This is a genomic window from Sphingomonas sp. Leaf230, from assembly GCF_001421745.1.
Lineage (GTDB): Bacteria > Pseudomonadota > Alphaproteobacteria > Sphingomonadales > Sphingomonadaceae > Sphingomonas.
This window is the reverse complement of sequence record NZ_LMKW01000001.1, coordinates 140,469-163,953: the sequence shown is the minus strand read 5'-3', so window position 1 is coordinate 163,953 and position 23,485 is coordinate 140,469. Positions and strand designations below refer to the sequence as shown.

The window sequence follows — 23,485 nt, the reverse complement described above, 5'->3', positions numbered from 1 at the left end:
CCGCGTGAGAGGTTGCACCGATCCGGACCGATCTCCGGACGTCGTTGCGGTCGTCTACTGATACGCTCGGCCCAGCAGTGGGAGAAGGCGTCGTGGACAGTGATCGTGCGAGACCGAGATTCATCCTGACGATCGATGGCGGCGGGACGCGCGGACTGATCCCCGCGCTGATCCTTGCCGAGCTGGAGCGCCGGATCGGCCGGCCACTGCACGACTGTTTCGATCTGATCGCCGGCACGTCGACCGGTGGAATCATCGCCGCCGGCCTCACCGCCCCCAGCGATGCGGATCCGAAAAAGGCCGCCTGCACTGCAAGCGACCTCGTCGATCTCTACCGCAACGAGAGCAAGCGGATATTCCCGCACATCTTCGGCATACCCCTTCGCGTACCGGGCTGGCCCTATAGCGCCCGGCCGCTCGAGCGGATCCTGGCGGCGCGGATCGGCACACGCGTGACGACGCGCGACGCGCTGACGAATATCGTCATTCCGGCGTATGACCTGCTGGCGCGCAAGGCAGTGTTTATGGCCGGCGGCCCCGACTATAACCGGAAGCCCGGCATCCCCGAGCGGGTTTTCCTGCTACATATCGCCGCACGCGCGACATCGGCGGCGCCCACGTTCTTCAAACCGGCGGCGATCGACGATCCCACCAAGGTGGAACCGGATCTGTTGATGGTCGATGGCGGCGTGTTCGCCAATGATCCGACGATCGCGGCGATCATCGAGGGGCGCAAGCTCGGCTGGCATCTCGGCGACATCGAGATCCTGTCGCTGGGTACGGGCCGGTCCGATCGCCCCTATCCCTCCGCGCGGAACTGGTCGTTCCTCGGCTGGGTGAACCCGTTCCGGGGCGTGCCGATCTTCTCGATCCTGATGCAGGCGAGCTCCAGCACGATCTCCTATCAGGCCCGACGGCTGGACATCGCCGCGTATGACCGCGCCGATTTTGCGCTGCCCCCTGGTGATGGCGGACTGGACAATTCGAGTGCCGCGTATCTCGCCGCTCTCACCACGCTGGCCGAGGACTGGATCGTCGCCAACGATGCAATGCTCACCCGCTGGGCCGAGAAGCTACGGACCAAGCGGTGAGGTCCGCCGCTACCGCTCGCAGCGTAAGCCCTTGACGCAATTTCCATGGATCGCGCTGTCGGACAGCCGGAGCGCAGTACCGGCGCGAATGAGGTAGCCGGAATGCCCTCACCCCCCGAAAGAAACCGTTTCCCGTTCCGCGCTTGATCCCCCGCGCCCTTCGGGCCACATGCCCCTCATGCTCATCGAAACGGAATCCACTCCCAACCCGTCGACGCTGAAGTTCCTCCCGGGACGCACCGTCATGGAAGCCGGCACGCGCGACTTCGCCACCCCAGAGGAAGCCGAGGTGAGTTCGCTCGCCGACGCGATCTTCGGTCTCGGCGACGTCACCGGCGTGTTCTTCGGCCGCGATTTCGTCTCGGTCACCGCCGCGCCCGGCACCGCCTGGTCTGACCTGAAGCCCGACGTGCTAGCGATCCTGCTCGATCACTTCTCCGCCGCGATGCCGCTGTTCAAGCCCGCGCGCGCCGGCTTCTCGGTGCCGTCGGACGAGCCGGCGCTATGTGACGACCCCGCAGACGCCGACATCGTCGCGCAGATCCGCGAACTGATCGACACGCGCGTGCGGCCTGCAGTGGCAAACGACGGCGGCGACATCGTCTATCGCGGCTTCGACAAGGGCAAGGTGTTCCTCCAGCTCCAGGGCGCCTGCGCCGGCTGCCCGTCTTCGAGCGCGACGCTGAAGAACGGCATCGAGCAGCTGTTAAAATACTACGTCCCCGAAGTCACCGAAGTGAGAGCCGTCTGATGCGTCAGAAACTCGACGACACCGTCCTCGACGCCGTCTTCCGCGATGCCCGCAGCTATAACGGCTACACCGACCAGCCGGTCGCCGAGTCCGAACTGCACGCGATCTGGGACCTCATGAAGTGGGGCCCGACATCGGCCAACCAGCTCCCCGCGCGCCTGATCTGGGTGACCAGCGACGAGGCCAAGCAGAAGCTGGCCGACGCGTGTAGCGCGCAGAACCAGCCGAAGATCCTCAATGCCCCCGTGTCGGTGATCATCGGCATGGACACCAATTTCCACGAACACCTGCCCGAGCTGTTCCCGCACGCTGACGCCAAGTCGTGGTTCGACGGCAACGCCGAACTGCGCGAGGCGTCCGCGTTCCGCAACTCGACGTTGCAGGGCGCGTATTTCATCATAGCGGCGCGGATGCTCGGGCTCGATACCGGGCCGATGTCGGGCTTCGACGCGGGCAAGGTCGATGCGGCGTTCTTCCACGACACGCCTGCGGTGCGGACCAACTTCATCTCGACGCTCGGCCACGGCGACCCCGCGACGATCTACGCCCGCTCGCCCCGCCCCGATTTCGCGAAGTTCAACAGCATCGCTTGATAAATAGCCCTCTCCCCCTCGGGGAGAGGGTTGGGTGAGGGGCTGTTCCAGGCGACGCACTGCTTGGCTGCCCCTCACCCTAGCCCTCTCCCCGAGGGGGAGAGGGAATAAGACGTGCGCACTTTAGTCATCGAAACATCCACCACCGCCTGCTCGGTCGCCCTCATCAAAGACGGCGCCGTCATCGCCCGCGCGCACGAAGTCGTCGGCCGCGGCCACGCCGAGCGCCTCATCCCAATGATCGCCGAACTCCCTAACGGTGGCCGAGCCGACCGCATCATCGTCGATTGCGGCCCCGGCAGCTTCACGGGCGTCCGCGTAGGCATCGCCGCCGCGCGTGGCCTCGCGCTCGGCTGGGGCGTGGAAATCGCAGGATTTTCCTCTCTCCCGCTTATCGCCGCTGCCGGTTTCGCCGCGCGACCAACCCACGATATTGCGGTGATCATGGAAGGCGGGCATGGCGAGGTCTTCATGCAAGCCTTCTCCGCCGATCTGTCGCCGCGATCCGACATGGTATCGCTGAAGCCCGACGCCGCGCTCGCCGCGCTGGCAGGGCGGCGCGCAGTCGGCAACGGCATCCGCTGGCTCGCCGCACTCGACGACGGCTTGGACCTCACCGAAGCGCTTCCCGACGCAGCCTCCGCGATCCTGCTCCCCTCGGAACTAACTGCGCTCCCGCCAAGTCCGATCTACGGCCGCGCGCCCGACGCCAAGCCGTCGGTCCCGAGATAATGGCCACCCGCCAGGCCGCCACGCGCACCGTCACGCTCCGCACCGGCGACGCGCGCGATCTCGCGATCGTCGACGCGTTGATGACCGACGCGTTCGACCCGAGCTACGGTGAGGCCTGGACGCGCAGCCAGTGCCTCGGCGTGCTCGCGCTGACCGGCGTCCACCTCACGCTCGCGTTCGTCGACGATTTCCCCGCCGGTTTCACGATGACCCGGTCAGTCGCCGACGAAGCCGAACTCCTCCTGATCGCGGTCGCCCCCGACCATCGACGCCGCGGCGTCGGCACGGCGCTCATCCGCGCGGCGATCGCCGATTGCTCGGTCGGTAGCATCGCAAAGCTCCATCTCGAGGTCCGGGCGGGCAACGACGCGGTCAAGATGTACGACGCGCACGGCTTCACCAAGGTCGGCGAACGCCGCGCGTATTACCGCGGCAAGACCGGTGTCGCCTACGACGCACATACATATTCGAAAGATATCAACAGCTAAGGCTTATTGCGAGTCACTATCCCTTTTCGCAACAGCGCGGAGGCCCTACATGGCACTCAACGAGGGAACGACACATGCCGCGCAAAATCGATCTGGAAGCACTCTGCAACGAGAAGGGCCTGCGCATCACCGAGCAGCGCCGCGTCATCGCGCGCGTGCTGTCCGAGGCTGACGACCATCCCGACGTCGAGAAGGTCTACGAGCGCGCGTCGCAGATCGACCCCGGCATCTCGATCGCGACGGTCTACCGCACCGTCCGCCTGTTCGAAGAAGCCGGCATCCTCGACCGCCACGATTTCGGCGACGGCCGCGCGCGCTACGAGCCTGCGCCCGAAGCGCATCACGATCACCTGATCGACGTCGAGAGCGGCAAGGTGATCGAATTCGTCGATCCCGAACTCGAGCAGTTGCAGAAGGCGATCGCGGAGAAGCTCGGCTTCCGCTTGGTCGATCACCGCATGGAACTCTACGGCGTCGCACTTACTCGCAAGGACTGACGCGATCGGCCGGATCCGCCTTGGCGCGCGGTTGGCGGCGCTGTTGCTGGCGCTGATTCTCGCGCTGGCGGTGCACGGGACGTGGCGGCTGTTCGGGCGGAAGTCGCCATGGCCGCCCCGCTTTCTCGGATTGGTCGCGCGTATCGTCGGCGCCAGGGCGCACGTCGCCGGCACCCCGTTACGCCACGACGTCGTCTTCGTCTCGAACCACCTGAGCTGGATCGACATCCTGCTTCTGTCCGGTGCCACCGGCACTGCGTTCGTGGCGAAATCGGAACTCCGCAGCGCACCGCTGGTCGGCTGGCTCTGCACGCTAAACCACACCATCTTCGTGAGCCGCGCCGACCGCATGGCCGTAACCGCCCAGATCGCCCAGATCCGCGACGCGTTGGCGGCAGACTGGCCGGTGACCCTCTTCCCCGAGGGCACGACCGGAGATGGCACCACGCTCCTTCCCTTCAAGGCCGCGTTGCTGGCAGCCCTCGACCCGCCCCCACCCAGCGTCCACGTGCAACCCGTCCGCATCGATTATGGCGCGGCCACCGACGAACTCGCCTGGGTCGGCGAAGAGCCCGGCCAACACCACGCCGCCCGCGTGCTCAAGCGTCGGGGCACATTCGTCGCCACACTGAACTTCGCCGAACCGTTCGACCCGGCAGAATACGGCGACCGAAAAGCCATAGCCGCCGAAGCCCGCCGCCGCATGGAAGCGCTGTAAGCCACGGCCAAAGAATGTTTCCCCGCGAAGGCGGGGACCCAGACTGGACTCCCGCCTTCGCGGGAGAACAAGGAAGCGCGACCGCTTCCCGACAGAAGAACACCACCCCGGCGAAGGCCGGGGCCCAGTTGGAAAGGTCGCTGTAACGGACGGCAGACTTTAGTCAGCAACGTCCCCCAACTGGGCCCCGGCCTCCGCCGGGGTGGCGCCCCTTTCCATGGTTGGCGCCGTGTGACAGGCAGGAGCAACGCCCCCTCCCCCCGCGCGCGGAAATTTGGTAGGACGCGGCTATGTCCCCTCCCAAAACCTTCCACGTAAAATCCTTCGGCTGCCAGATGAACGTCTACGACGGCGAGCGCATGGCCGAACTCATGGCCGCCCAGGGCCTCACGCAAGCCGACGCAGTCGACGCCGACGTAGTCGTCCTGAACACCTGCCACATCCGCGAACGCGCCACCGAAAAGGTCTATTCGGACATCGGCCGCCTGCGGAAGGACCAGCGCCGCAAGTCCGGCAAGACGCCCATGATCGCGGTCGCCGGCTGCGTCGCACAAGCCGAGGGCGAGGAAATCTTCACCCGAGCCAAGGTCGATATCGTCGTAGGCCCGCAAGCCTATCACAACCTCCCCGATCTCGTCGCGAAGGCCGCCGCCGGTACGCCGTCGCTCGACACCGATATGCCGCTGCTGTCGAAGTTCGGCGCGCTCCCCTCGCGTCGGAAGGTCGCCCCCTCGGCGTTCCTCACCGTGCAGGAAGGCTGCGACAAATTCTGCACCTACTGCGTCGTCCCCTACACTCGCGGTGCGGAAATCAGCCGCCCGTTCGCGGCGATCGTGGACGAAGCCAAGGCGCTGGTCGACGCCGGCGCGCGCGAGATCACGCTGCTCGGCCAGAACGTCAACGCGTGGAGCGAAAACGAGCGCGGTCTGCACGACCTGATCCGCGATCTCGACCGCATCCCCGGCCTCGCGCGCATCCGCTACACCACCAGCCACCCCAACGACATGACCCAAGGCCTGATCGACGCGCACCGCGACATCGAGAGCCTGATGCCGTTCCTCCACCTCCCCGTGCAGGCCGGCAGCGATCGCGTCTTGAAGGCGATGAACCGCAGCCACACCCGCGATTCCTACCTCCGCCTGCTCGACCGCGTCCGCGAAGTCCGCCCCGACATCGCACTCTCGGGCGACTTCATCGTCGGCTTCCCTGGCGAGACCGACGCCGAGTTCGAGGACACGCTCAGCCTCGTCGACGCGGTAGGCTACGCGCAGGCCTACAGCTTCAAATACAGCCCCCGCCCCGGCACCCCCGCCGCGTCGATCGTCGAGCAAGTACCAGAATCGGTCATGGACGAACGCCTCCAGCGCCTCCAGGCCGCGCTCAACCGCGACCAGCACGCCTTCAACGCCGCCACCGTCGGCCGAACCTGCTCTGTGTTGCTCGAACGCGCCGGCAAGCTCCCCGGCCAATTGATCGGCAAGTCCCCCTGGCTGCAATCGGTCCACCTGATCGGCGACCACGCGATCGGCGACTTGGTGGAAGTCACGCTGGCGGCGGCCGGCCCGAACTCCCTCACCGGGATCGAACGGATCGCAGAAGCAGCCTGAGCCCCAATCTGATCCTCCCCCGCAAGGGGGAGGTGGCAGGCGCTTGCCTGACGGAGGGGGAGGCAAGCGCCAACGCATGGATCCGTGTCCTCCCCCTCCGACACCTTCGGCGCCACCTCCCCCTTGCGGGGGAGGATCGCAACGGCGTCCCCCCCCCCCCCCCGCGATTTCGCTGTCCTACCTACGGATCGCCTGTCACACTCGCCCCCGATGCAGCTTCGCCCACGCGACTCGAATCGTCTCTCGGCCAGCGCCCCGGCGCGGCTTGAACGCGTCGCTTGGCGTGCTCATCTTCCTTTCAAAGGTTACGGTTCGACGCTTCCAGGCGTAACCTTTGACACCCTGAAAGGACCGTATGAGCCGTAAACCCGTTCCCGCCCAGTCCGGTGACCGCGCCCGAGTCGAGCTGCTGTTCGACAAGCCCCAATTGCTCGTCCGGCTCTTCGGCCAGTACGACCAGAACCTGGTAGCGCTCGAAAATCGCCTCGGCGTCTACATCACCGCACGAGGGAATAAGATCGGCCTGGAGGGCACCGCCGAACAGGTCGCCAAGGCGCGTGACGTGCTCCACGATCTCTACGCCCGCATCCAGCGCGGCGAGGACGTCGACGCGGGCTTGGTCGACGCGTCGATCGCGATGGCGGACGAACCCGTTCTCGAAGGCATCATCCGCGCCGATGCCGGTGGCGGCGGTGCCCCGCCGATCATGATCCGCACCCGAAAAAAGACGATCGTCCCGCGCACGCCGGCGCAGGCGCATTACATGCGCGAGCTCGCCAACAACGACATGATCTTCGCGCTCGGGCCGGCAGGTACGGGCAAGACCTATGTCGCGGTCGCGCAAGCCGTGCAGCAGCTCATCAACGGCAGCGTCCAGCGCCTCATCCTGTCGCGTCCCGCAGTCGAAGCCGGTGAACGCCTCGGCTTCCTCCCCGGCGACATGAAGGAAAAGGTCGATCCGTACCTCCGCCCGCTCTACGACGCACTCTACGACTGCCTCCCCGCGGAACAGGTCGAACGCCGAATCGCATCGGGCGAAATCGAGGTCGCCCCGATCGCCTTCATGCGCGGTCGCACGCTCGCCGATGCTTTCGTCATCCTCGACGAAGCGCAGAACACCACGCCCGCACAAATGAAGATGTTCCTCACCCGCTTCGGCCAGAACAGTCGCATGGTGATCTGCGGCGATCCGAAGCAGGTCGACATTCCCGGCGGCGTCGCGGCGTCCGGCCTGGCGGATGCGGTCCGGCGGCTGGAAGGTGTCGAGAGCATCTCGATGTGCCGCTTCACCGTCGGCGACGTCGTCCGCCACCCGATCGTCGGCCGCGTGGTCGAGGCCTATGAAGGAACCGATGGTTGATGCTCGGGATATCCTGAAGTATATCTTCAGGATATCCCCGGAGTCGAACGATGGCATCGCTCTATATCAAGAACGCCGATACCGCCGATCTCGCGCGTGAGGTTGCTGGCCTGCTCGGCACCAGCAAGACAGCCGCCGTCCACGACGCTCTCCTGCACCGCAAGCGTATGCTCGAGACGGAAAAGCGCACGAGTATCCATGACCGGTTCGCAGCTTGGCGCGCGGCTCATCCGCTGGGCGAACCGACGGGGTTGGAAGCGGACAAGGCATTCTACGATTCCCTCAACGACGAGGATGACGATTGATCGCGTTCATGGACGCCTCCGCAATGGTCGCGATCATGACGGGCGAGCCTGAAGCCTTCTCCCTCGAGAAGCGGTACGGTCAGGCTGAAGCGGTATTGTGCTCGGCGATGTCGATATGGGAAACGGTCCGCGCCGTGGCACGCAAGCGCAAAGTCGGCGTTGCCGTCGCGCATGCTGAAGTCGAGACGTTCATAGTCGACTTTGCACTCCGCCTCGTTGCGATCGGCGAGAGCGAGACCCGGGAGGCCATCATGGCGCATGAACGCTATGGCAAAGGGAACCACCCCGCGAAGCTCAATATGGGCGATTGTTTCGCCTATGCCTGCGCGAAAACCCATGGTGCGGAACTTCTCTACAAGGGTAATGATTTCGCCCTGACCGATCTCGCCTGAAGGACCTGCATGCTCGAAATCGCGCTCTCTTCCGACGCCCCCTGGCCCGAGCAGGATTGGGACGCGCTCGCCCTGCGCGCAGCAACCGCGGCGATCGAGCGGACCCCGCACGGCGAACTGCTGACGAGCGCAGCTACCGTCGAAATCTCGATCCGCCTCGCGTCGGACGACGAGGTTCACACCCTTAACAAGCAGTACCGCCAGAAGGACAAGCCGACCAACGTCCTGTCCTTCCCGATGGTCCAGCCCGACCTGCTCGACACGGTCAGCCAGAATTCGGACGATGGCGAAGTCCTGCTTGGCGACATCATTCTCGCGCACGGCGTCTGCGTCGCGGAAGCGGCCGAGCGCGGTATCTCGGTCGAGGATCATGCGATGCATCTGATGGTGCACGGCACGCTGCATCTGCTAGGCTATGACCATATCGACGACGACGAGGCCGAGGGCATGGAGCAGATCGAACGCGCCGCGCTCGCCGCCTTGGGCCTCCACGACCCCTATCTGATAACAGAGGACTGACGACCACGATGGCCGATGGCCCCAATGCCGGTAACGGCGATAGTAGCGACAGTATCTGGCGCGGGCTCAAGGGCCTGATCTTCGGTGCTCAAGACGAATCCCTCCGCGACCAGCTCGAGGATGCGATCGACCGGCATGAGGGCGATCCCGGCCCCGATGCGAAGGGCGATCTCACCCCGCTCGAGCGCCAGATGGTCCGCAACCTGCTCCACTTCAGCGAGCGCGATGCCGGCGACGTCGGCGTGCCGCGCGCGGACATCATCGCGGTCGAGGAGGACACGCCGTTCGCCGACCTCGTCAAGCTGTTCGCCGAAGCGGGCCATAGCCGCCTGCCGGTGTACCGCGACAACCTCGATACGATCATCGGCATGGTCCACATCAAGGACGTCTTCAACATCCTCGCGACCGGCGCCGAGCATCCGACCTCGATCGCCGGGCTGATCCGCGAACCGCTCTACGCGCCGATGTCGCGCGGTGCGCTCGATCTCCTCGCGGACATGCGGCAGAAGCACGTCCACCTGACGATCGTGCTCGACGAATATTCGGGCACCGAAGGCCTCGTGACGTTCGAAGACTTGATCGAGGAGATCGTCGGCGAGGTCGAGGACGAGCATGACGAGGCACCCCAGGTACTGATGACGCCGATCGAAGGCGGTGCGTGGGATGCGGACGCGCGCGCCGAGCTGGAGGACGCCGCGGAACTGATCGATCCGCGTCTGGCGGAGGTCGACGGCGATATCGACACGCTGGGCGGCTTGGCGGCGCTTCTGGCGGGGCATGTCCCGCAAATCGGCGAATGCGTCGATCATCCAAGTGGCTGGAAGCTCGAAATCATCGACGCCGACGAGCGGCGGATCAATCGCCTGCGCCTCCATCCGCCGGTGGTGCCGGTTGAGGACGACGACTGATGCTGCGTCTGCAATGGATCGAAGGGCCTTTTGCCCATGATCCATTGCCCCGGCCCTGCCTCCGTTCTAACTTCCCTCCATGCGCAAACATATCCTCATCGTCCTTGGGTTGATCCTGCTCGTGATCGCCGCGGGCGTCACCTATCTCGCCTGGCCCGACACGGCGGAATTGTCGGTCGACCAGGTCGCCGGCAAGCTGCCCAAGATCACCGATCCCCGCATCCAGACGATCCCGACCGTCAAGGTCGCAAAGGTCGTCGGTTGGCAGAACGGCGCGATGCCGACGCCTGCCGCGGGCCTCAAGATCCAGCCGTTCGCGACCGGGCTCGACCATCCGCGCTGGATGTACCGCCTCCCTAATGGCGACGTGCTGGTCGCGGAGACGAATTCGCCCCCGCGCGAAGGCGGCGGGATCACCGGCTGGGTGATGAAGGTTCTGATGGGCCGCGCCGGCGCCGGCGTGCCGTCCGCGAACCGCATAACGCTGCTTCGCGACGCGAACGGCGACGGCGTGGCGGAAACGAAGTCGGTTTTCATGACCGGTCTCAACTCGCCGTTCGGCATGACGCTGCTCGACGGTCAGCTGTATATCGGCAACACCGACGCGCTGGTCCGCGTGCCGTACACCGACGGCGCGACGAAGATCACCGCCAAGCCCGAGCTCGTCATCAAGCTCAACCCCGGCGGCAACCACTGGGCGCGCAACGTGATCGCCGCGGCCGACGGCAAGACGCTCTATGTCGGCGTCGGCTCCTCGACCAATATCGCCGAGAACGGCATGGACGCGGAGAAATACCGCGCCAACATCCTGCAGGTCTGGCCCAAGGACAAGAACTGGCGGATCTACGCCGCCGGCCTGCGCAACCCCAACGGCATGGCGATCAACCCCAAGTCGGGCGGACTGTGGACCGTCGTCAACGAGCGCGACATGCTCGGCTCCGACCTCGCGCCGGATTACCTGACGCAGGTCGAGTTTGGCGACAATTTCGGCTGGCCCTGGTATTATTGGGGCGGCTATCCCGACACCCGCGTCGAACCGAAGAACCCCGCGCTCCAGCAATATGCCAAGCGCCCCGACTATGCGCTCGGACCGCACGTCGCCGCGCTCGGCCTGACCTTCTCCGCGGATGCAAAGCTAGGCGCGAAGTTCGCCAACGGCGCGTTCGTCGGCGAGCACGGCTCGTGGAACCGCAAGCCGGTCTCGGGCTACAAGGTCGTCTACGTGCCCTTCGGCGACACCGGCTTCCCGGCTGCGAACGCGAAGCCGGTCGATGTGCTCGGCGGTTTCCTAGACAAGGACGGCGACGCGCAGGGTCGCCCGGTCGGCGTCATCACCGACAAGACCGGTGGCCTGCTGGTCGCGGACGACGTCGGCAACGCGATCTGGCGGGTCACCGCGGGGGGCTGATCTCGGCGGAGGGCGGCCGAGACTCCGCCCTCCGATACGTTGGTAATTGGCGCGGCGGTCCCAACTTGCCGTCATCCCCGCGGAGGCCGGGACCTATATGCTCAAGGGCTATCGATTGACGCGCCAGCTTGGCCAGTATGGGTTCCCGCCTGCGCGGGAATGACGATCCGGGGGTTAGGCAGGTGGCTTTCTATCAGCGCCTAACGCACCCGCTCACCCCGCCAAAATCCCCCGAGCCTCGTCGAGATCATCCTCGTCGACCATCACGCGAACCGGGATCAGCAGCCAGCTCCCCTCCATGATCGACATCCCGCCATCGAACGCGATCGCGGGGATGCCTTCACTCTCCAGCCGCCCGACGATGATGTGCGCCTCGTTGCGCCCGTACCGCCCCAGTTCTACCAAGCTCATGCGCCGACGCGGTCCGGCAAGACTGTGCCGAGCCGAACCGGTAACCCGTCGATGCTCGCCGTCGGCCCCGCCAGTTCCTCGATCCGCTCGGCGTCAGTCTGCCTGGCGTAATATTTTGACAAGGTCTGCCGCTCACGGTCCAGCGTCATGAACGGCACGCCCCAACCACAACTCGTCTGCACCTCGTCGACATCGATCACGAAGATCTGCCGCGTGCCCGGCAACGGCGTGAACTGCGCGTAGAGGTCAGCCCAGCCATCATCCTGCGGCAACACCGCACGCCCCTTACCATAGATGCGGAAGATCAGCGCGGGCTGGTCGAACGCGCAGAACATGATCGTGATGCGCCCGTCCGCGCCCAGATGTGCGTTTGTCTCGTTCCCCGACCCGCCGAGGTCGAGATACGCGACCGTCTTTGGATCGAGTACGCGAAAGCTGTCCATGCCCTTGGGACTGAGATTGATCCGCGCACCTTCCGCGGCCGTTGCGACGAAAAATACCGGCTGCCGGGCAACGAACCTGCGATGATCGTCGGTGAGCGCGGGGAAGAAGTCCATCGTTCGGCTCCGAATTGACGCGCGTCGTCAACGCGCATACTTTGTGCGCATGAAACATGATCCTATCGCTACCGGCAAGCGCAAATCGGTAAATATGTCCGTTGATACCGGCATTGTCGCCGCTGCCAAGGAAGCGGGCGTCAACCTGTCGCGCGTCACGGAAGCCGCACTCCGCGGCGCAATCAAGACCGAGCGCGAACGGCGGTGGAGGGAGGAGAATCGACAATGGATCGAAGCGCAGAATCGATGGATCGACGAGAACGGAATTCCGCTTTCCGGCCTCGAGCCGCTCTAAATGGCGCAATTCGACGTCCATTCGATCGACGGTCACGGGCTTGTCGTGAATTGCCAGAGCGATCTTTTAAGCGACTTACGCTCGCGGGTCGTTGCCCCATTACGCCAGCCTGACGAACCGTCGGTTTCGCAGTCGAGGCTCAACCCACTCGTGACGGTGCATCAGACGGAATATCGGGTCGCTGTCCAGTTTCTACGCGCCGTCGACAGCCGACAACTCGGTGAAAAGATCGGTTCGCTTCTCGACTACGAATATGATCTGAAGGCCGCAATCGACATGGTCATCGGCGGACTTTAAGCCGCCGTCCCGCCGACCGTAAGCCCATCGACCAGCAACGTCGGCTGCCCAACGCCAGCCGGTACCGACTGCCCGCCCTTGCCGCAGATCCCGATGCCCTCGTCGAGCGCAAAGTCGTTGCCGATACCACGCACCTTGGTCAGCGAACTTGGGCCGTCGCCGATCAGCGTCGCGCCCTTGATCGGTGCGCCCAGCTTGCCGTCCTCGATCAGATACGCCTCGGTGCAGCTGAACACGAATTTTCCGGACACGATGTCGACCTGCCCGCCGCCGAATGCTTTGGCGAAGATGCCCTTCTTCACCCGGCTCAGTAGTTCGGCGGGATCGTCGTTACCGGCCTTCATGAAGGTGTTGGTCATCCGCGGCATCGGTGCGTGCGCATAACTTTCGCGGCGGCCGTTACCGGTCGCCTCGACGCCCATCAGCCGCGCGTTGAGGCGATCCTGCATATAGCCCTTGAGGATGCCGTCCTCGATCAGCACGGTCTCGCGTGTCGGCGTGCCTTCGTCGTCGATCGTCAGCGACCCGCGGCGATCTTGGAGCGAGCCGTCGTCGACTACGGTGACGCCCTCTGCCGCAACGCGCTCGCCGATGCGACCCGAAAAGGCCGACGTCCCCTTGCGGTTGAAATCGCCCTCGAGCCCGTGACCGATCGCCTCGTGCAACAGGATCCCGGGCCAGCCATTGCCGAGCAACACGGTCATCTCGCCTGCCGGTGCCGCGATCGAGTCGAGGTTGACCAGCGCCTGCGACAACGCCTCATCGATCGCACAGTTGTACGTCGCGGGTTCGAACAGGTCGTTGTAGAGATAACGTCCTCCGATCCCGTAGCTGCCCGTCTCGCGACGACCATTCTGTTCGGCGACGATCGATACGTTGAGCCGCACCAACGGCCGCACGTCGGTCGCTACGAAACCATCCGCGCGGACGATCTCGACGACCGACCACGTTCCCGACAAGCTGACCGAGACCTGCGCGACGCGAGGATCACGCGCGCGCGCCGCAGCGTCGATTGTCTGGCACAGGTTCACCTTATCCGCGAACGGCACGAGGTCGAGCGGATCGGCGGCGGTGTAGCGGCGCTGGTTGGTGCCCTGCGGCGGGCCGGCCTTCGCGGCGACACCCGGTTCGATTAGCGCCATCGTCTCGGCGGCGCGGCGGATCGCGGCGGGGGTCATCTCGTTCGAATGCGCGAAAGCTGTCATCTCGCCCGATACGGCGCGCAGGCCGAAGCCCGAGCTTGTATCATACGAGGCGGTCTTCAGCCGGCCGTCGTCGAACCCGAATGCCTCGGCCTTGCGGTACTGAAGATACAGCTCGCCGTCATCGGCCTTGCCGAGCGCCTTGGCGGTCAGCGCCTGCGCCTGTTCGGGGTCCAGGGTATCGCGGTAGAGGAACGAACGGGGGTCTGCTGCTATCGTCATCCGATAGATATAAGAGGCTTAGCGCCCTGCGCCATCCCCGTGATCGCGCAAAGTCGCCTGGTCCGCGCCATCGGCGACACCGCCAACGAGGATGAAGCGGCGGTCGCAGTAACCGCAATCGACATAACCGGTCTCGTCGATCTGCAACCAGACGCGCGGGTGGCCGAGCGCTGCGCCGCCGGGAATGTCGGTGGCGCCATCGCAGGCGACGCGGGCGTGGGTGACGCGGGTGGTTTCGAGCGGCGGATGCATCAGGGCGCGATAGCAAGCGCGCGCGAGCCGGGCAATTGCTTCTTCCGCGCGCGCCGGCGAGATAGAAGGAAGAATGGGTTCGCGCAGAGGCGCAGAGGGCGCGGAGATGTCCCGCTTGTCGCGAAGCGACCTTTCATATCACCCACCGCAAAGCAGATAGTGGCGTCTCCCGACCGACAGGCTCGATACAACTCCTCCGCGCTCTCTGCGCCTCTGCGCGAACCGATCTTCTTTGATCGTCAGGGGATGACCCGCCTTGCCGCCGCCGCTATGCCGCTGGCATGACCGAAGCCGCGATCGCCATCAAGAACCTTAGCAAGACCTACGCGCCCGTCGGCACGGCGCCGCCCAAGCGCGCGCTCGACGACGTGACGTTCGACGTGCCGCGTGGGCAGATCTTCGGATTGCTCGGCCCCAACGGCGCAGGCAAGTCCACGCTGATCAACATCCTCGCCGGGCTGGTCAATAAAACCGACGGCAGCGCCGCGATCTGGGGGTTCGACATCGACGAACACCCGCGCAACGCCAAGGCATCGATCGGGATCGTCAACCAGGAGATCCTGTTCGACCCGTTCTTCTCGCCATTCGAGACGCTCGAGATCCAGGCCGGACTCTACGGCGTGCCCAAGGCGAAGCGCCGCACGATGGAACTGCTCCGCGCGGTCCATCTGGACGACAAGGCGCACGCTTATGCCCGCACGCTGTCCGGCGGCATGAAGCGCCGCCTGATGGTGGCGAAAGCGATGGTCCACTCGCCCCCCGTCCTCGTCCTCGACGAGCCGACCGCTGGCGTCGACATCGAACTGCGCCAACAGCTCTGGACCTATGTCCGCAGCCTCAACCAGGCCGGCGTCACGGTGGTTCTCACCACGCATTACCTCGAGGAAGCCGAAGAACTCTGCGACCGGATCGCGATCATCAACAACGGCCGGCTGATCGCGAACGAACCGACGCGCGAACTGGTCGGCAAGGCGCAGGAGAAGATCGTCGCCGTCACCGTCGATCGCGACGTGACCGACATCCCCGCCAACGCCTGCTTCCAGAAGATCGCGCTCAAGGGCACGCGGACGCTCGAGATCACCTACAAGAAGGACCGCGTGAACGCCGGCGAAGTCCTCGCCGCGATCCAAGGCAGCGGCTTCGGCATCGTCGACGTCTCGACCAAGGAACCCGATCTCGAGGACGTCTTCCTCAGCCTGACCCGCGCCGCCAACGCATGACGAGCGACATCCTGATCGTCGGCTCGGGCGCCGCAGGTCTAACCGCGGCGCTCAACCTCGCCGACCGCTTCAAGGTCACGGTGTTAGCGAAGGGTGCGCTCAACGAAGGGTCGACCGCCTGGGCGCAAGGCGGGATCGCCGCGGTGCTCGAACCCGGCGATACGTTCGAGAACCATGTCGAGGACACGATGGTCGCCGGCGCCGGCCTCAACGACCGCGCGATCGTCGAGATGGTCGTCGAGGGTGCCCCAGCCGCGATTGAGCGACTTACCCACCTCGGTGTCCCCTTCGAGACCGAAGGCAACGCGCTCCACCTCACGCGTGAGGGCGGCCACAGCCATCGCCGCATCGTCCACGTCGCCGACGCGACCGGCTGGGCGGTGCAGGAAGCGTTGCAGAAAGCCGCCGAAGCACACCCGAACATCACGCTGGTGCCCGACCAGATCGCGATCGATCTTGCCACCGGCCGCCATGAGGAGCGGTATTCGGGCGCGGGGAACGTCTGGGGCGTCTACGCGGTCGACCGCAAGACCGAACGCGTCGCTCTCTACACCGCGCGCGCGACGATCCTCGCGACCGGCGGCGCGGGCCGCACGTACCTGTTCTCGACCGCCCCCCGCGGTGCGACCGGCGACGGCATTGCGATGGCGTGGCGCGCGGGGGCGCGCGTCTCGAACATGGAGATGATGCAGTTCCACCCGACCTGCCTCTACAATCTGGAGGTCAAGAATTTCCTGATCACCGAGGCGGTCCGCGGCGAAGGCGGGCGGTTGATCAACCCGTCGACCGGCAAGCGTTTCATGACCTATTACGATCCTGCGCGGATGGAGCTCGCCCCGCGCGATATCGTCGCGCGGGCGATCGATGCCGAGATTAAGCGCTACGGGCTCGACTACGTCCATCTCGACATCAGCCACATGCCCGCCGAGTTCATCCGCCATCACTTCCCGAACATCCACGAGAAGCTGCTCGGCCTCGGCATCGACATGACGACGCAGCCGATCCCGGTCGTCCCCGCGCAACATTACACGTGCGGCGGCATCGTAATCGATGAACACGGCAAGACCGATCTGCCCGGCCTGTATGCGGCAGGCGAGTGCACCGAGTCCGGCCTGCACGGCGCCAACCGGCTCGCGTCAAATTCGCTGCTCGAATGCTTCGTGTTCGGCGAAGCGGCGGCGGACAGCATCGCAGCCGCGTGGGACTCGCTGCCCCCGCCCCCGCCGATCCGCCCGTGGGACGAAAGCCGCGTCACAGACTCCGACGAAGAGGTCGTGATCAAGCAGACGTGGACCGAAATACGCCGATTCATGTGGAATTACGTCGGCATCGTCCGCACGACCAAGCGGCTCGAACGCGCCAAGCACCGTATCGAACTGCTCAACGACGAGGTCGCCGAATATTATCAGCATTTCCGCGTCACGCCCGACCTGATCGAACTGCGCAACCTGCTCCAGACAGCCGAACTGATCGTGCGATCCGCGCTGCACCGGCACGAAAGCCGCGGACTGCATTTCACGCTCGACTACCCCGAGACGCTGCCCGAGGCGGTCGATACGGTTCTCGTTCCCTAGCATGACGGCGGCTCGGCGCATCGTCGGCGCGCTTCGTCGCAGCGACGTGCCGCCGCAGTTTCGCGTGGCCGATCAACGGATAAGGATCGATGCTTCAGTGCAGGGCGTTCAATCCATCATGACATCGGCGAGTGCGTTCAAGCGTCTTCTGGCAACCGCCCTGTTCGGCACGGCGCTCGCCGGATGCGGATCGGCGTCGCGGCCGACCCCGCCCGCCGTATCGCCGGTGCATCAGTCCGAGGGGTTCGTGTCGATCCCGGTGCCGCCGCCCCTGCCCCGTACGCCGCGCCCCGCGCCCGCCGGTCTCGTCAACGCGATCTCGGAATTGCAAAGCGGGTTCCAGGGCAAGGCTGGCATTGCGATACGCGCGGTCGACGATGGCTGGACGGTCGAGGCCGGCGGTCGTCAGTTGCTGCCGCAGCAGTCGGTCAGCAAGCTCTGGGTCGCGATGACAGTGATGGACCTGCGCGACCAGGGCAAGATCCGCCTCGACGAACCGATCGTCGTGCGGCCGCAGGATCTGACGCTGTTCCACCAGCCGATCGCGATGCTGGTCAAGGGTGATGGCTACCGGACGACGGTCGGCGAATTGCTGACGCGCGCGCTGACGCACAGCGACAATACGGCGAACGACCGGTTGCTCACGCGTGTCGGTGGGCCATCCGCGGTGCGGTCGATGATCGCGCGCAAACAACTCGGCGCGATCCGGTTCGGGCCGGGCGAGCGGCTGCTGCAAAGCGGCACGGCGGGGCTGGTCTGGCAGCCGTCCTATGCGGTCAATGGTGGCTTCATGACAGCGCGCAACCGGCTGTCGCCCGCGGTGCGCGAGGCTGCGCTGAACGCGTATGTCCGCAATCCACCCGACGGCGCCGCGCCGATCGCGATCGCGGACGCGATTGCCCGGCTGGCGAAGGGCGACCTGTTGTCGGAGACCTCGACCAAGATCCTGCTCGACACGATGGGTCGTTCGGTAACCGGCCGCGCTCGCTTGCGCGCGGCGCTGCCCGGCGGCTGGGAGATCGCGCACAAGACCGGCACCGGCCAAGACCTCGGCCGCCGCAACGCCGGCTTCAACGACGTCGGCCTCCTCACCGCCCCCGATGGACATCGATATGGGATCGCGGTGATGATCGGCGATACCATCCGACCGATGCCCGAACGCCAGAAATTGATCCAGGCGGCCGCGGCGGCGGTGGCGAACTACGCCGAGACAACGCGGCCGAGAGACTGAGCTTCTGCTCCCCTCCCTGAAAGGGAGGGGTCGGGGGTGGGTCGGCCGGTTCGAGCCATCAACGTCTGGATCTGCAGACGCCGACCCACCCCTTGCCCCTCCCTTCCAGGGAGGGGAGCAACAGGCGCTCTTAGTCGAACCCGTTCGCCAGAAACCGCTCCGCCACCGCGCAGTGCATCGCTATCCCGTGCGCCATCACGCGTTCGTCGATCGTCATCTTCGTGTTGTGGAGCGGCGGGTTGGTACGCGGATCGCTACCCTCGGGCGCCGCGCCGATGAACGCCATCGCACCGGGAAGCTTCTGCAGCACGTACGAGAAATCCTCCGCGCCCATCATCGGCGGCATCACCTGGTACGCGCCCTCGCCACCGATCGCGGTCGCGCAAGCCTTCATCAGCTCGGTCGCGCGCTCGTCGTTGACGGTGACCGGATAGCCTTCCTCGATCGTCGGCGTCCCGACCGCGCCGTGCGCGGCCGCGATGCCCTCGACCATGCGGATGAACGCCGCGCGGACCTGCTCGCGCGTCCGCTCCGACAGCGTCCGCATCGTGCCGAGCATCTCGACGGTCGACGGGATGACGTTGTGCGCGCTGCCGGCGTTGAGCTTGGTGATCGACAGCACCGCGGGGTCGGTGACCGCCACCTGACGAGCGACATAAGTCTGGAGCGCCGTGACGATCTCGCAGGCGATCGGCAACGGATCGAGGCAGTCGTGCGGCATCGCCGCGTGGCCGCCGCGGCCGGTGATCGTCGCGCGGAGCGTGTCGGTCGAGGCCATCAGCGTGCCCGCGCGGCTGACGACATGGCCCATCGGCATGTTGGGCGAGATGTGGAGCGCGAACCCGGCCTCGGGCAGCGGCGCATCGAGCAGGCCGTCGGCGATCATGTGACGCGCGCCGTGATGCCCCTCCTCGCCCGGCTGGAACATGAAGACGACCGTGCCAGGCAGTTCGTCACGCCGTGCGCACAACGCCTTGGCCGCACCGACCAGCATCGCGGTATGCGAGTCATGCCCGCAAGCATGCATAGCGCCGTCGATCTTCGACGCGAACGGCAGACCGGTTTCCTCCTGCATCGGCAGCGCGTCCATGTCGCCGCGCAGCAGCACGGTGCGACCGTTCCCGCCGGCATTGCCTGCGCGACCGCCGCGGAGGATCGCGACGAAGCCGGTGGTCGAGGTGCCTTCGCGGATTTCCAGAGGGAGGCCGGCGAGCGCAGCCTTCACCTTGTCCGAGGTGCGCGGGCAATGGAGCCCGACCTCGGGATCGGCGTGGATCGCGCGCCGGAGTGTGATCGCGTCGTCGAGACTGTCTTCGCCTACGGCGGTCCAGTCGGTGACAGATTCGAAATCGAGGGACATGTCTGACTCCTTGAAAACTAGCTTCCAGCCCGGCGGAGGCCGGGGCCCAATTGGAAAGGTCGATGTAACGGAGCGCCGTCCGACGTTACCTCCGTTCCCCAATTGGGCCCCGGCCTTCGCCGGGGTGGCATGTTGGTTTGGGGGCGGCTCGGCCCCTTATCATGTGGGCAGTCTACCCCCGGAAGAGGCCGCCTAAAACCCCGCGCAGCACCGTACCGACCAGACCGCCGCTCGACGACGACCGCCGCGACTTCGTCCCGAACACCTGCTTGCCGATCTCGTTCGCCACCTGCCGGCCGATCGACGAACTTGCCGCGCGTGTCGCCGACGATGCCATATTCGTCCAGGGCGAGTTCGCCGTCTCGCGGTCAGCCTCGCGCTGCTGGCGGTCCGCCTCGCGTTGGTCCGCAATGCGAGAGCGTTCCGCTTCTTTCGCGGCCTTGGCATCAAGCTTCGCCTGCGCCGCCGCGGCCTTCTCCGCCTCGGTCGTCGCCTTCGCCTCGGCGGCAGCAGCGCTCGCCTCCAGCGTCTTTGCCGCCAGCAACTCCTCCGCCGACTCGCGGTCGACGAGCGTGTCGTATTTCGCGCCTACCGCATCGGTCTCGATCATCACCTTGCGCTCGGCCAGCGTGATCGGGCCAACCCGCGAGGCGGGCGGCTTGATCAGCGTGCGTTCGACCGGGGTCGGCGCGCCATCCGCCTGAAGCAGCGACACCAGCGCCTCGCCGACCTTCAACTCGGTAATGATCGTCGCGACGTCGACGCCCGGGTTCGCCCGGAACGTCTCCGCCGCCGAGCGCACCGCCGCCTGATCCCGCGGGGTGAACGCGCGCAGCGCATGCTGCACCCGGTTGCCAAGCTGTCCCGCGACCGTGTCGGGAATGTCGATCGGGTTCTGCGTGATGAAATACACGCCGACGCCCTTCGAGCGGATCAGGCGGACGACCTGTTCGATCTTTTCCAACAGCGCTTTCGGGGCTTCGTCGAACAGCAGATGCGCCTCGTCGAAAAAGAAGCACAGCACCGGCTTGTCGGGATCGCCGACCTCGGGAAGGTGCTCGAACAGTTCGCTCATCAGCCACAGCAGGAACGTCGCATACAGTTTCGGCGAGGACATCAGCTTGTCCGCGGCGAGGATGTTGACGATCCCCCGCCCCTTGTCGTCGACGCCGATGAAGTCGTTCATCTCAAGCGCCGGCTCACCGAAGAAATTCTCCGCACCCTGCGTGCGCAACTGGAGCAGCGACCGCTGGATCGCGCCGATCGACTGCTTCGAGACGTTGCCGTACGTGACCGTCAACTCGTCCGCGCGGCCGGCGCATTCGGTCAGCATCGCCTGGAGATCGTCGAGGTCTATCAGCAGCAGCCCTTCCTTGTCGGCGACGTGGAAGGCGATCGTCAGTACGCCTTCCTGGACCTCGTTCAGATCCATCAGCCGCGACAGCAGCAGCGGCCCCATCTCGCTGATCGTGGTGCGGATCGGATGCCCCTGTTCGCCGAACAAGTCCCAGAACTGCACCGGATTGTCTGCATAGGCCCAGCTATCGTCACCGATCGCCTTGGCGCGCTCGGCAAACGTCGCGTGCGTCTTCGTGGTCGGCGACCCAGCCATCGCCAGGCCCGACAGGTCGCCCTTAACGTCGGCGACGAAGCACGGCACGCCGTTCGCGGAGAAGCCCTCGATGATCCCCTGCAACGTCACCGTCTTGCCGGTGCCGGTCGCGCCCGCGATCAGGCCGTGGCGGTTGGCGCGCTTCAGTTCGAGCGTCCGCGGCTTGCCGTCCACGCTCGCGCCAATGAAGATGCCGTCGGTCATGGGTCTCGTCCTCTGTATCCGGCGCCGACCCTAACCCCGCGCGCCGCAAAGAAAAAGGACCGCCGCTCGGGGGAGCGACGATCCTTGAAAGTCAGTCGTGTCGGTCGTGGATTACTTGATCTTGACCGGCAGGAACGTCGCCGGGCTGCGGCCGCGCTTGACCTGCAACAGGACCTGAGGGCGACCGGCTGCCTTGGCGACATTGACCGCGTTCTGGACGTCGACCGCGGTGCGGACGGGCGTGCCGTTGACCGAGATGATGACGTCGCCGCGCTTGAGCTTGCCATACGCATCGCTGGTCTGCGCGACCACGGCGATGACGACGCCCTGCGTGCTGGCCTCGACGCCGACCGCCTGCGCGATCGCCGGGGTCAGCGGCTGCACGCCGATGCCGAGCGCCGCGCCCGCGGTCGGTGCAGCGGGAGTAGCCGAATCGTCGCCGTCATCGCCGTCGTCGCTGCCGAAGCCCTGGGCATCACCGCCGACCACCGCCGCCAGCTTGTCCGCACTTGGACGCGGCACAACGACCACATTGGCGACTACCGGCTTGCCGTTGCGCAGGATGTCGAGGCGAGCCGTCGCACCCGGCTTCACGTTCGAGACGAGGTAGGACAGCGACTGGTCGACCGTCACGGCCTGACCGTTCACCTTGGTCACGACGTCGCCCGCGCGCACGCCGGCCTTCGCCGCCGGGCCGCCGGCCGTCACGTCGTTGATCAGCTCACCCTGGTTCTTGGCGATGCCGAGTGCCGCGGCGGTATCCTCGTTGATCGTGCCGCCCGGCTGGAGCTGGACGCCGATATAGCCGCGCTCGATCGTACCGCCCTTCATGAAGGTAGCGATGATCGGCTTGGCTACGGCCGCGGGGATCGCGAAGCCGATGCCGATGTTGCCGCCCGACTGGCTGAAGATCTGCGAGTTCACGCCGATCACGTTGCCGTTGAGATCGAACATCGGGCCGCCGGAATTGCCCTGGTTGATCGACGCGTCGGTCTGGATGAAGCGGTCATACGCGCCGCCTTGGCCGGTGACGCGGTTGATCGCCGAAACGATGCCCGCGGTGACGGTGCCGCCGAGACCGAACGGCTCGCCGATCGCGACGACCCAGTCGCCGACGCGCGCGCCGTTCGAATCGCCGAACTTCACGAACGGCAGGTTTGCCGCATCGATCTTCAGCAGCGCGAGATCGGATTCCTGATCCTTGCCGATGACCTTGGCGACATATTCCTTCTTGTCGCTGAGCGTCACGGTGATCGAATCGACCGTCGCACCCTGCGCACCTGGCGAGATCACGTGGTTGTTCGTGACGACATAGCCGTCCGGCGAGATCAGGAAGCCCGAGCCGAGCGAGGCGCCTTCGCGCTTCACCGGCGCGCCACCCTGGCCGCCGCCGCCCATGCCGCCGAACAGGTCGCCGAACGGCGTGCCCGCGAACGGATTGGCCTGCTGCTTCTGGACGATCGTCTGCTTAGTCGAGATGTTGACGACCGCAGGCTGGAGCCGAGCGACCATGTCGGCGAAGCTCATCGGCGCGCCGGGTTTTGGCGAGACGGCTTGGATCGCGCCGGGTTCGTTCTGCGCGACCTGCGCGCCGCTCGGCTGGAGCGCGAGCGTCGCGGTCGCACCGCCGAGGAGAAGAGCACTGGTAATGGCGTAGGCGTAACGCACTAGATGTTGTC

The 23,485-nt window shown here is 65.8% G+C and carries 26 protein-coding genes; 19 read left to right on the top strand and 7 right to left on the bottom strand.

Annotated elements, in window-relative coordinates; genetic code table 11:
• The first annotated feature begins 92 nt into the window (after window positions 1-92).
• The 14 genes from ASE82_RS00780 (at window position 93) to ASE82_RS00715 (ending at window position 11,369) form a co-directional block, all read left to right on the top strand.
• Entirely contained in the window at window positions 93-1,091 is a 999-nt protein-coding gene (locus ASE82_RS00780; RefSeq protein ID WP_056057637.1) for a patatin-like phospholipase family protein, read from the top strand.
• A 178-nt stretch (window positions 1,092-1,269) separates the two neighbouring features.
• The gene (locus tag ASE82_RS00775; protein ID WP_056057635.1) at window positions 1,270-1,842 is read left to right on the top strand and encodes a NifU family protein; all 573 of its coding nucleotides are present in this window, start codon (window positions 1,270-1,272) and stop codon (window positions 1,840-1,842) included.
• Window positions 1,842-2,435: a malonic semialdehyde reductase gene (locus ASE82_RS00770; protein WP_056057630.1), complete on the top strand. Its 594-nt coding sequence runs from the start codon at window positions 1,842-1,844 to the stop codon at window positions 2,433-2,435. The genes ASE82_RS00775 and ASE82_RS00770 overlap by 1 nt, the downstream gene beginning before the upstream one ends.
• A gap of 114 nt (window positions 2,436-2,549) precedes the next feature.
• Complete coding sequence (gene tsaB / locus ASE82_RS00765) at window positions 2,550-3,167, top strand: tRNA (adenosine(37)-N6)-threonylcarbamoyltransferase complex dimerization subunit type 1 TsaB (protein WP_056057625.1); 618 nt, start codon at window positions 2,550-2,552, stop codon at window positions 3,165-3,167.
• A complete protein-coding gene (locus ASE82_RS00760) occupies window positions 3,167-3,655 on the top strand; it encodes a GNAT family N-acetyltransferase (RefSeq protein ID WP_056057623.1) in 489 nt (162 codons plus the stop codon). Before tsaB ends, ASE82_RS00760 begins: the two co-directional genes overlap by 1 nt.
• Before the next feature lie 74 nt (window positions 3,656-3,729).
• A complete protein-coding gene (locus ASE82_RS00755; RefSeq protein ID WP_056047123.1) occupies window positions 3,730-4,152 on the top strand; it encodes a Fur family transcriptional regulator in 423 nt (140 codons plus the stop codon).
• A 31-nt stretch (window positions 4,153-4,183) separates the two neighbouring features.
• Window positions 4,184-4,870 (top strand): lysophospholipid acyltransferase family protein, encoded by a 687-nt coding sequence (locus tag ASE82_RS00750; RefSeq protein ID WP_235524314.1) that lies wholly within the window; start codon window positions 4,184-4,186, stop codon window positions 4,868-4,870.
• 290 nt (window positions 4,871-5,160) lie between these two features.
• Window positions 5,161-6,477, top strand: a complete 1,317-nt coding sequence (gene miaB, locus ASE82_RS00745) for a tRNA (N6-isopentenyl adenosine(37)-C2)-methylthiotransferase MiaB (RefSeq protein WP_082440955.1) — start codon at window positions 5,161-5,163, stop codon at window positions 6,475-6,477.
• A gap of 355 nt (window positions 6,478-6,832) precedes the next feature.
• A complete protein-coding gene (locus tag ASE82_RS00740; protein WP_056057614.1) occupies window positions 6,833-7,837 on the top strand; it encodes a PhoH family protein in 1,005 nt (334 codons plus the stop codon).
• A gap of 50 nt (window positions 7,838-7,887) precedes the next feature.
• The gene (locus tag ASE82_RS00735; RefSeq protein ID WP_056057611.1) at window positions 7,888-8,142 is read left to right on the top strand and encodes a type II toxin-antitoxin system VapB family antitoxin; all 255 of its coding nucleotides are present in this window, start codon (window positions 7,888-7,890) and stop codon (window positions 8,140-8,142) included.
• Window positions 8,139-8,534, top strand: a complete 396-nt coding sequence (locus ASE82_RS00730; protein ID WP_056057608.1) for a type II toxin-antitoxin system VapC family toxin — start codon at window positions 8,139-8,141, stop codon at window positions 8,532-8,534. The genes ASE82_RS00735 and ASE82_RS00730 overlap by 4 nt, the downstream gene beginning before the upstream one ends.
• A gap of 9 nt (window positions 8,535-8,543) precedes the next feature.
• Window positions 8,544-9,053, top strand: coding sequence for an rRNA maturation RNase YbeY (gene ybeY / locus ASE82_RS00725; protein WP_056057605.1), 510 nt, complete (start codon window positions 8,544-8,546; stop codon window positions 9,051-9,053).
• A gap of 8 nt (window positions 9,054-9,061) precedes the next feature.
• Window positions 9,062-9,961 (top strand): hemolysin family protein, encoded by a 900-nt coding sequence (locus ASE82_RS00720; protein WP_056057602.1) that lies wholly within the window; start codon window positions 9,062-9,064, stop codon window positions 9,959-9,961.
• Between the two features lie 79 nt (window positions 9,962-10,040).
• Window positions 10,041-11,369 (top strand): PQQ-dependent sugar dehydrogenase, encoded by a 1,329-nt coding sequence (locus ASE82_RS00715; protein ID WP_056057599.1) that lies wholly within the window; start codon window positions 10,041-10,043, stop codon window positions 11,367-11,369.
• 213 nt (window positions 11,370-11,582) lie between these two features.
• Here ASE82_RS00715 and ASE82_RS00710 read toward each other — a convergent pair whose 3' ends face one another.
• Window positions 11,583-11,780 (bottom strand): putative signal transducing protein, encoded by a 198-nt coding sequence (locus ASE82_RS00710; protein ID WP_056057596.1) that lies wholly within the window; start codon window positions 11,778-11,780, stop codon window positions 11,583-11,585.
• Window positions 11,777-12,337 (bottom strand): pyridoxamine 5'-phosphate oxidase family protein, encoded by a 561-nt coding sequence (locus ASE82_RS00705; RefSeq protein ID WP_056057592.1) that lies wholly within the window; start codon window positions 12,335-12,337, stop codon window positions 11,777-11,779. The genes ASE82_RS00710 and ASE82_RS00705 overlap by 4 nt, the downstream gene beginning before the upstream one ends.
• A 49-nt stretch (window positions 12,338-12,386) precedes the next feature.
• On the opposite strand from ASE82_RS00705, the gene ASE82_RS00700 reads away from it, so the two are divergent.
• Together ASE82_RS00700 and ASE82_RS00695 are read left to right on the top strand one after the other, a co-directional pair.
• On the top strand, window positions 12,387-12,632 hold the full coding sequence (locus ASE82_RS00700) for a type II toxin-antitoxin system CcdA family antitoxin (protein WP_056057589.1): 246 nt from the start codon (window positions 12,387-12,389) through the stop codon (window positions 12,630-12,632).
• Window positions 12,633-12,929 carry a CcdB family protein gene (locus ASE82_RS00695; protein ID WP_056057586.1) on the top strand — a complete coding sequence of 99 codons (297 nt, stop codon included), beginning with the start codon at window positions 12,633-12,635 and terminating at the stop codon, window positions 12,927-12,929.
• Here the strand turns inward: ASE82_RS00695 and tldD are convergent.
• Both tldD and ASE82_RS00685 read right to left on the bottom strand, forming a co-directional pair.
• Window positions 12,926-14,353 carry a metalloprotease TldD gene (tldD, locus tag ASE82_RS00690; protein ID WP_056057583.1) on the bottom strand — a complete coding sequence of 476 codons (1,428 nt, stop codon included), beginning with the start codon at window positions 14,351-14,353 and terminating at the stop codon, window positions 12,926-12,928. The genes ASE82_RS00695 and tldD overlap by 4 nt on opposite strands.
• 18 nt (window positions 14,354-14,371) lie before the next feature.
• On the bottom strand, window positions 14,372-14,605 hold the full coding sequence (locus ASE82_RS00685; protein ID WP_056057581.1) for a zinc-finger domain-containing protein: 234 nt from the start codon (window positions 14,603-14,605) through the stop codon (window positions 14,372-14,374).
• 281 nt (window positions 14,606-14,886) lie between these two features.
• Here ASE82_RS00685 and ASE82_RS00680 point away from each other — a divergent pair, with 281 nt between their 5' ends.
• From ASE82_RS00680 to ASE82_RS00670, 3 genes are all read left to right on the top strand, one after another.
• On the top strand, window positions 14,887-15,825 hold the full coding sequence (locus tag ASE82_RS00680; protein ID WP_056057578.1) for an ABC transporter ATP-binding protein: 939 nt from the start codon (window positions 14,887-14,889) through the stop codon (window positions 15,823-15,825).
• Window positions 15,822-17,399 carry an L-aspartate oxidase gene (nadB, locus tag ASE82_RS00675; protein WP_056057575.1) on the top strand — a complete coding sequence of 526 codons (1,578 nt, stop codon included), beginning with the start codon at window positions 15,822-15,824 and terminating at the stop codon, window positions 17,397-17,399. The genes ASE82_RS00680 and nadB overlap by 4 nt, the downstream gene beginning before the upstream one ends.
• A 118-nt stretch (window positions 17,400-17,517) precedes the next feature.
• Window positions 17,518-18,630, top strand: a complete 1,113-nt coding sequence (locus ASE82_RS00670; RefSeq protein ID WP_056059471.1) for a serine hydrolase — start codon at window positions 17,518-17,520, stop codon at window positions 18,628-18,630.
• A 130-nt stretch (window positions 18,631-18,760) separates the two neighbouring features.
• Here the strand turns inward: ASE82_RS00670 and ASE82_RS00665 are convergent, their stop codons facing one another.
• The 3 genes from ASE82_RS00665 to ASE82_RS00655 form a co-directional block, all read right to left on the bottom strand.
• Window positions 18,761-19,990, bottom strand: coding sequence for a M20 metallopeptidase family protein (locus tag ASE82_RS00665; protein ID WP_056057572.1), 1,230 nt, complete (start codon window positions 19,988-19,990; stop codon window positions 18,761-18,763).
• Window positions 19,991-20,162: 172 nt separating this feature from the next.
• On the bottom strand, window positions 20,163-21,806 hold the full coding sequence (locus tag ASE82_RS00660) for a helicase HerA-like domain-containing protein (RefSeq protein WP_056057569.1): 1,644 nt from the start codon (window positions 21,804-21,806) through the stop codon (window positions 20,163-20,165).
• Between the two features lie 111 nt (window positions 21,807-21,917).
• A complete protein-coding gene (locus tag ASE82_RS00655) occupies window positions 21,918-23,474 on the bottom strand; it encodes a Do family serine endopeptidase (protein WP_056057567.1) in 1,557 nt (518 codons plus the stop codon).
• Window positions 23,475-23,485 lie beyond the last annotated feature (11 nt).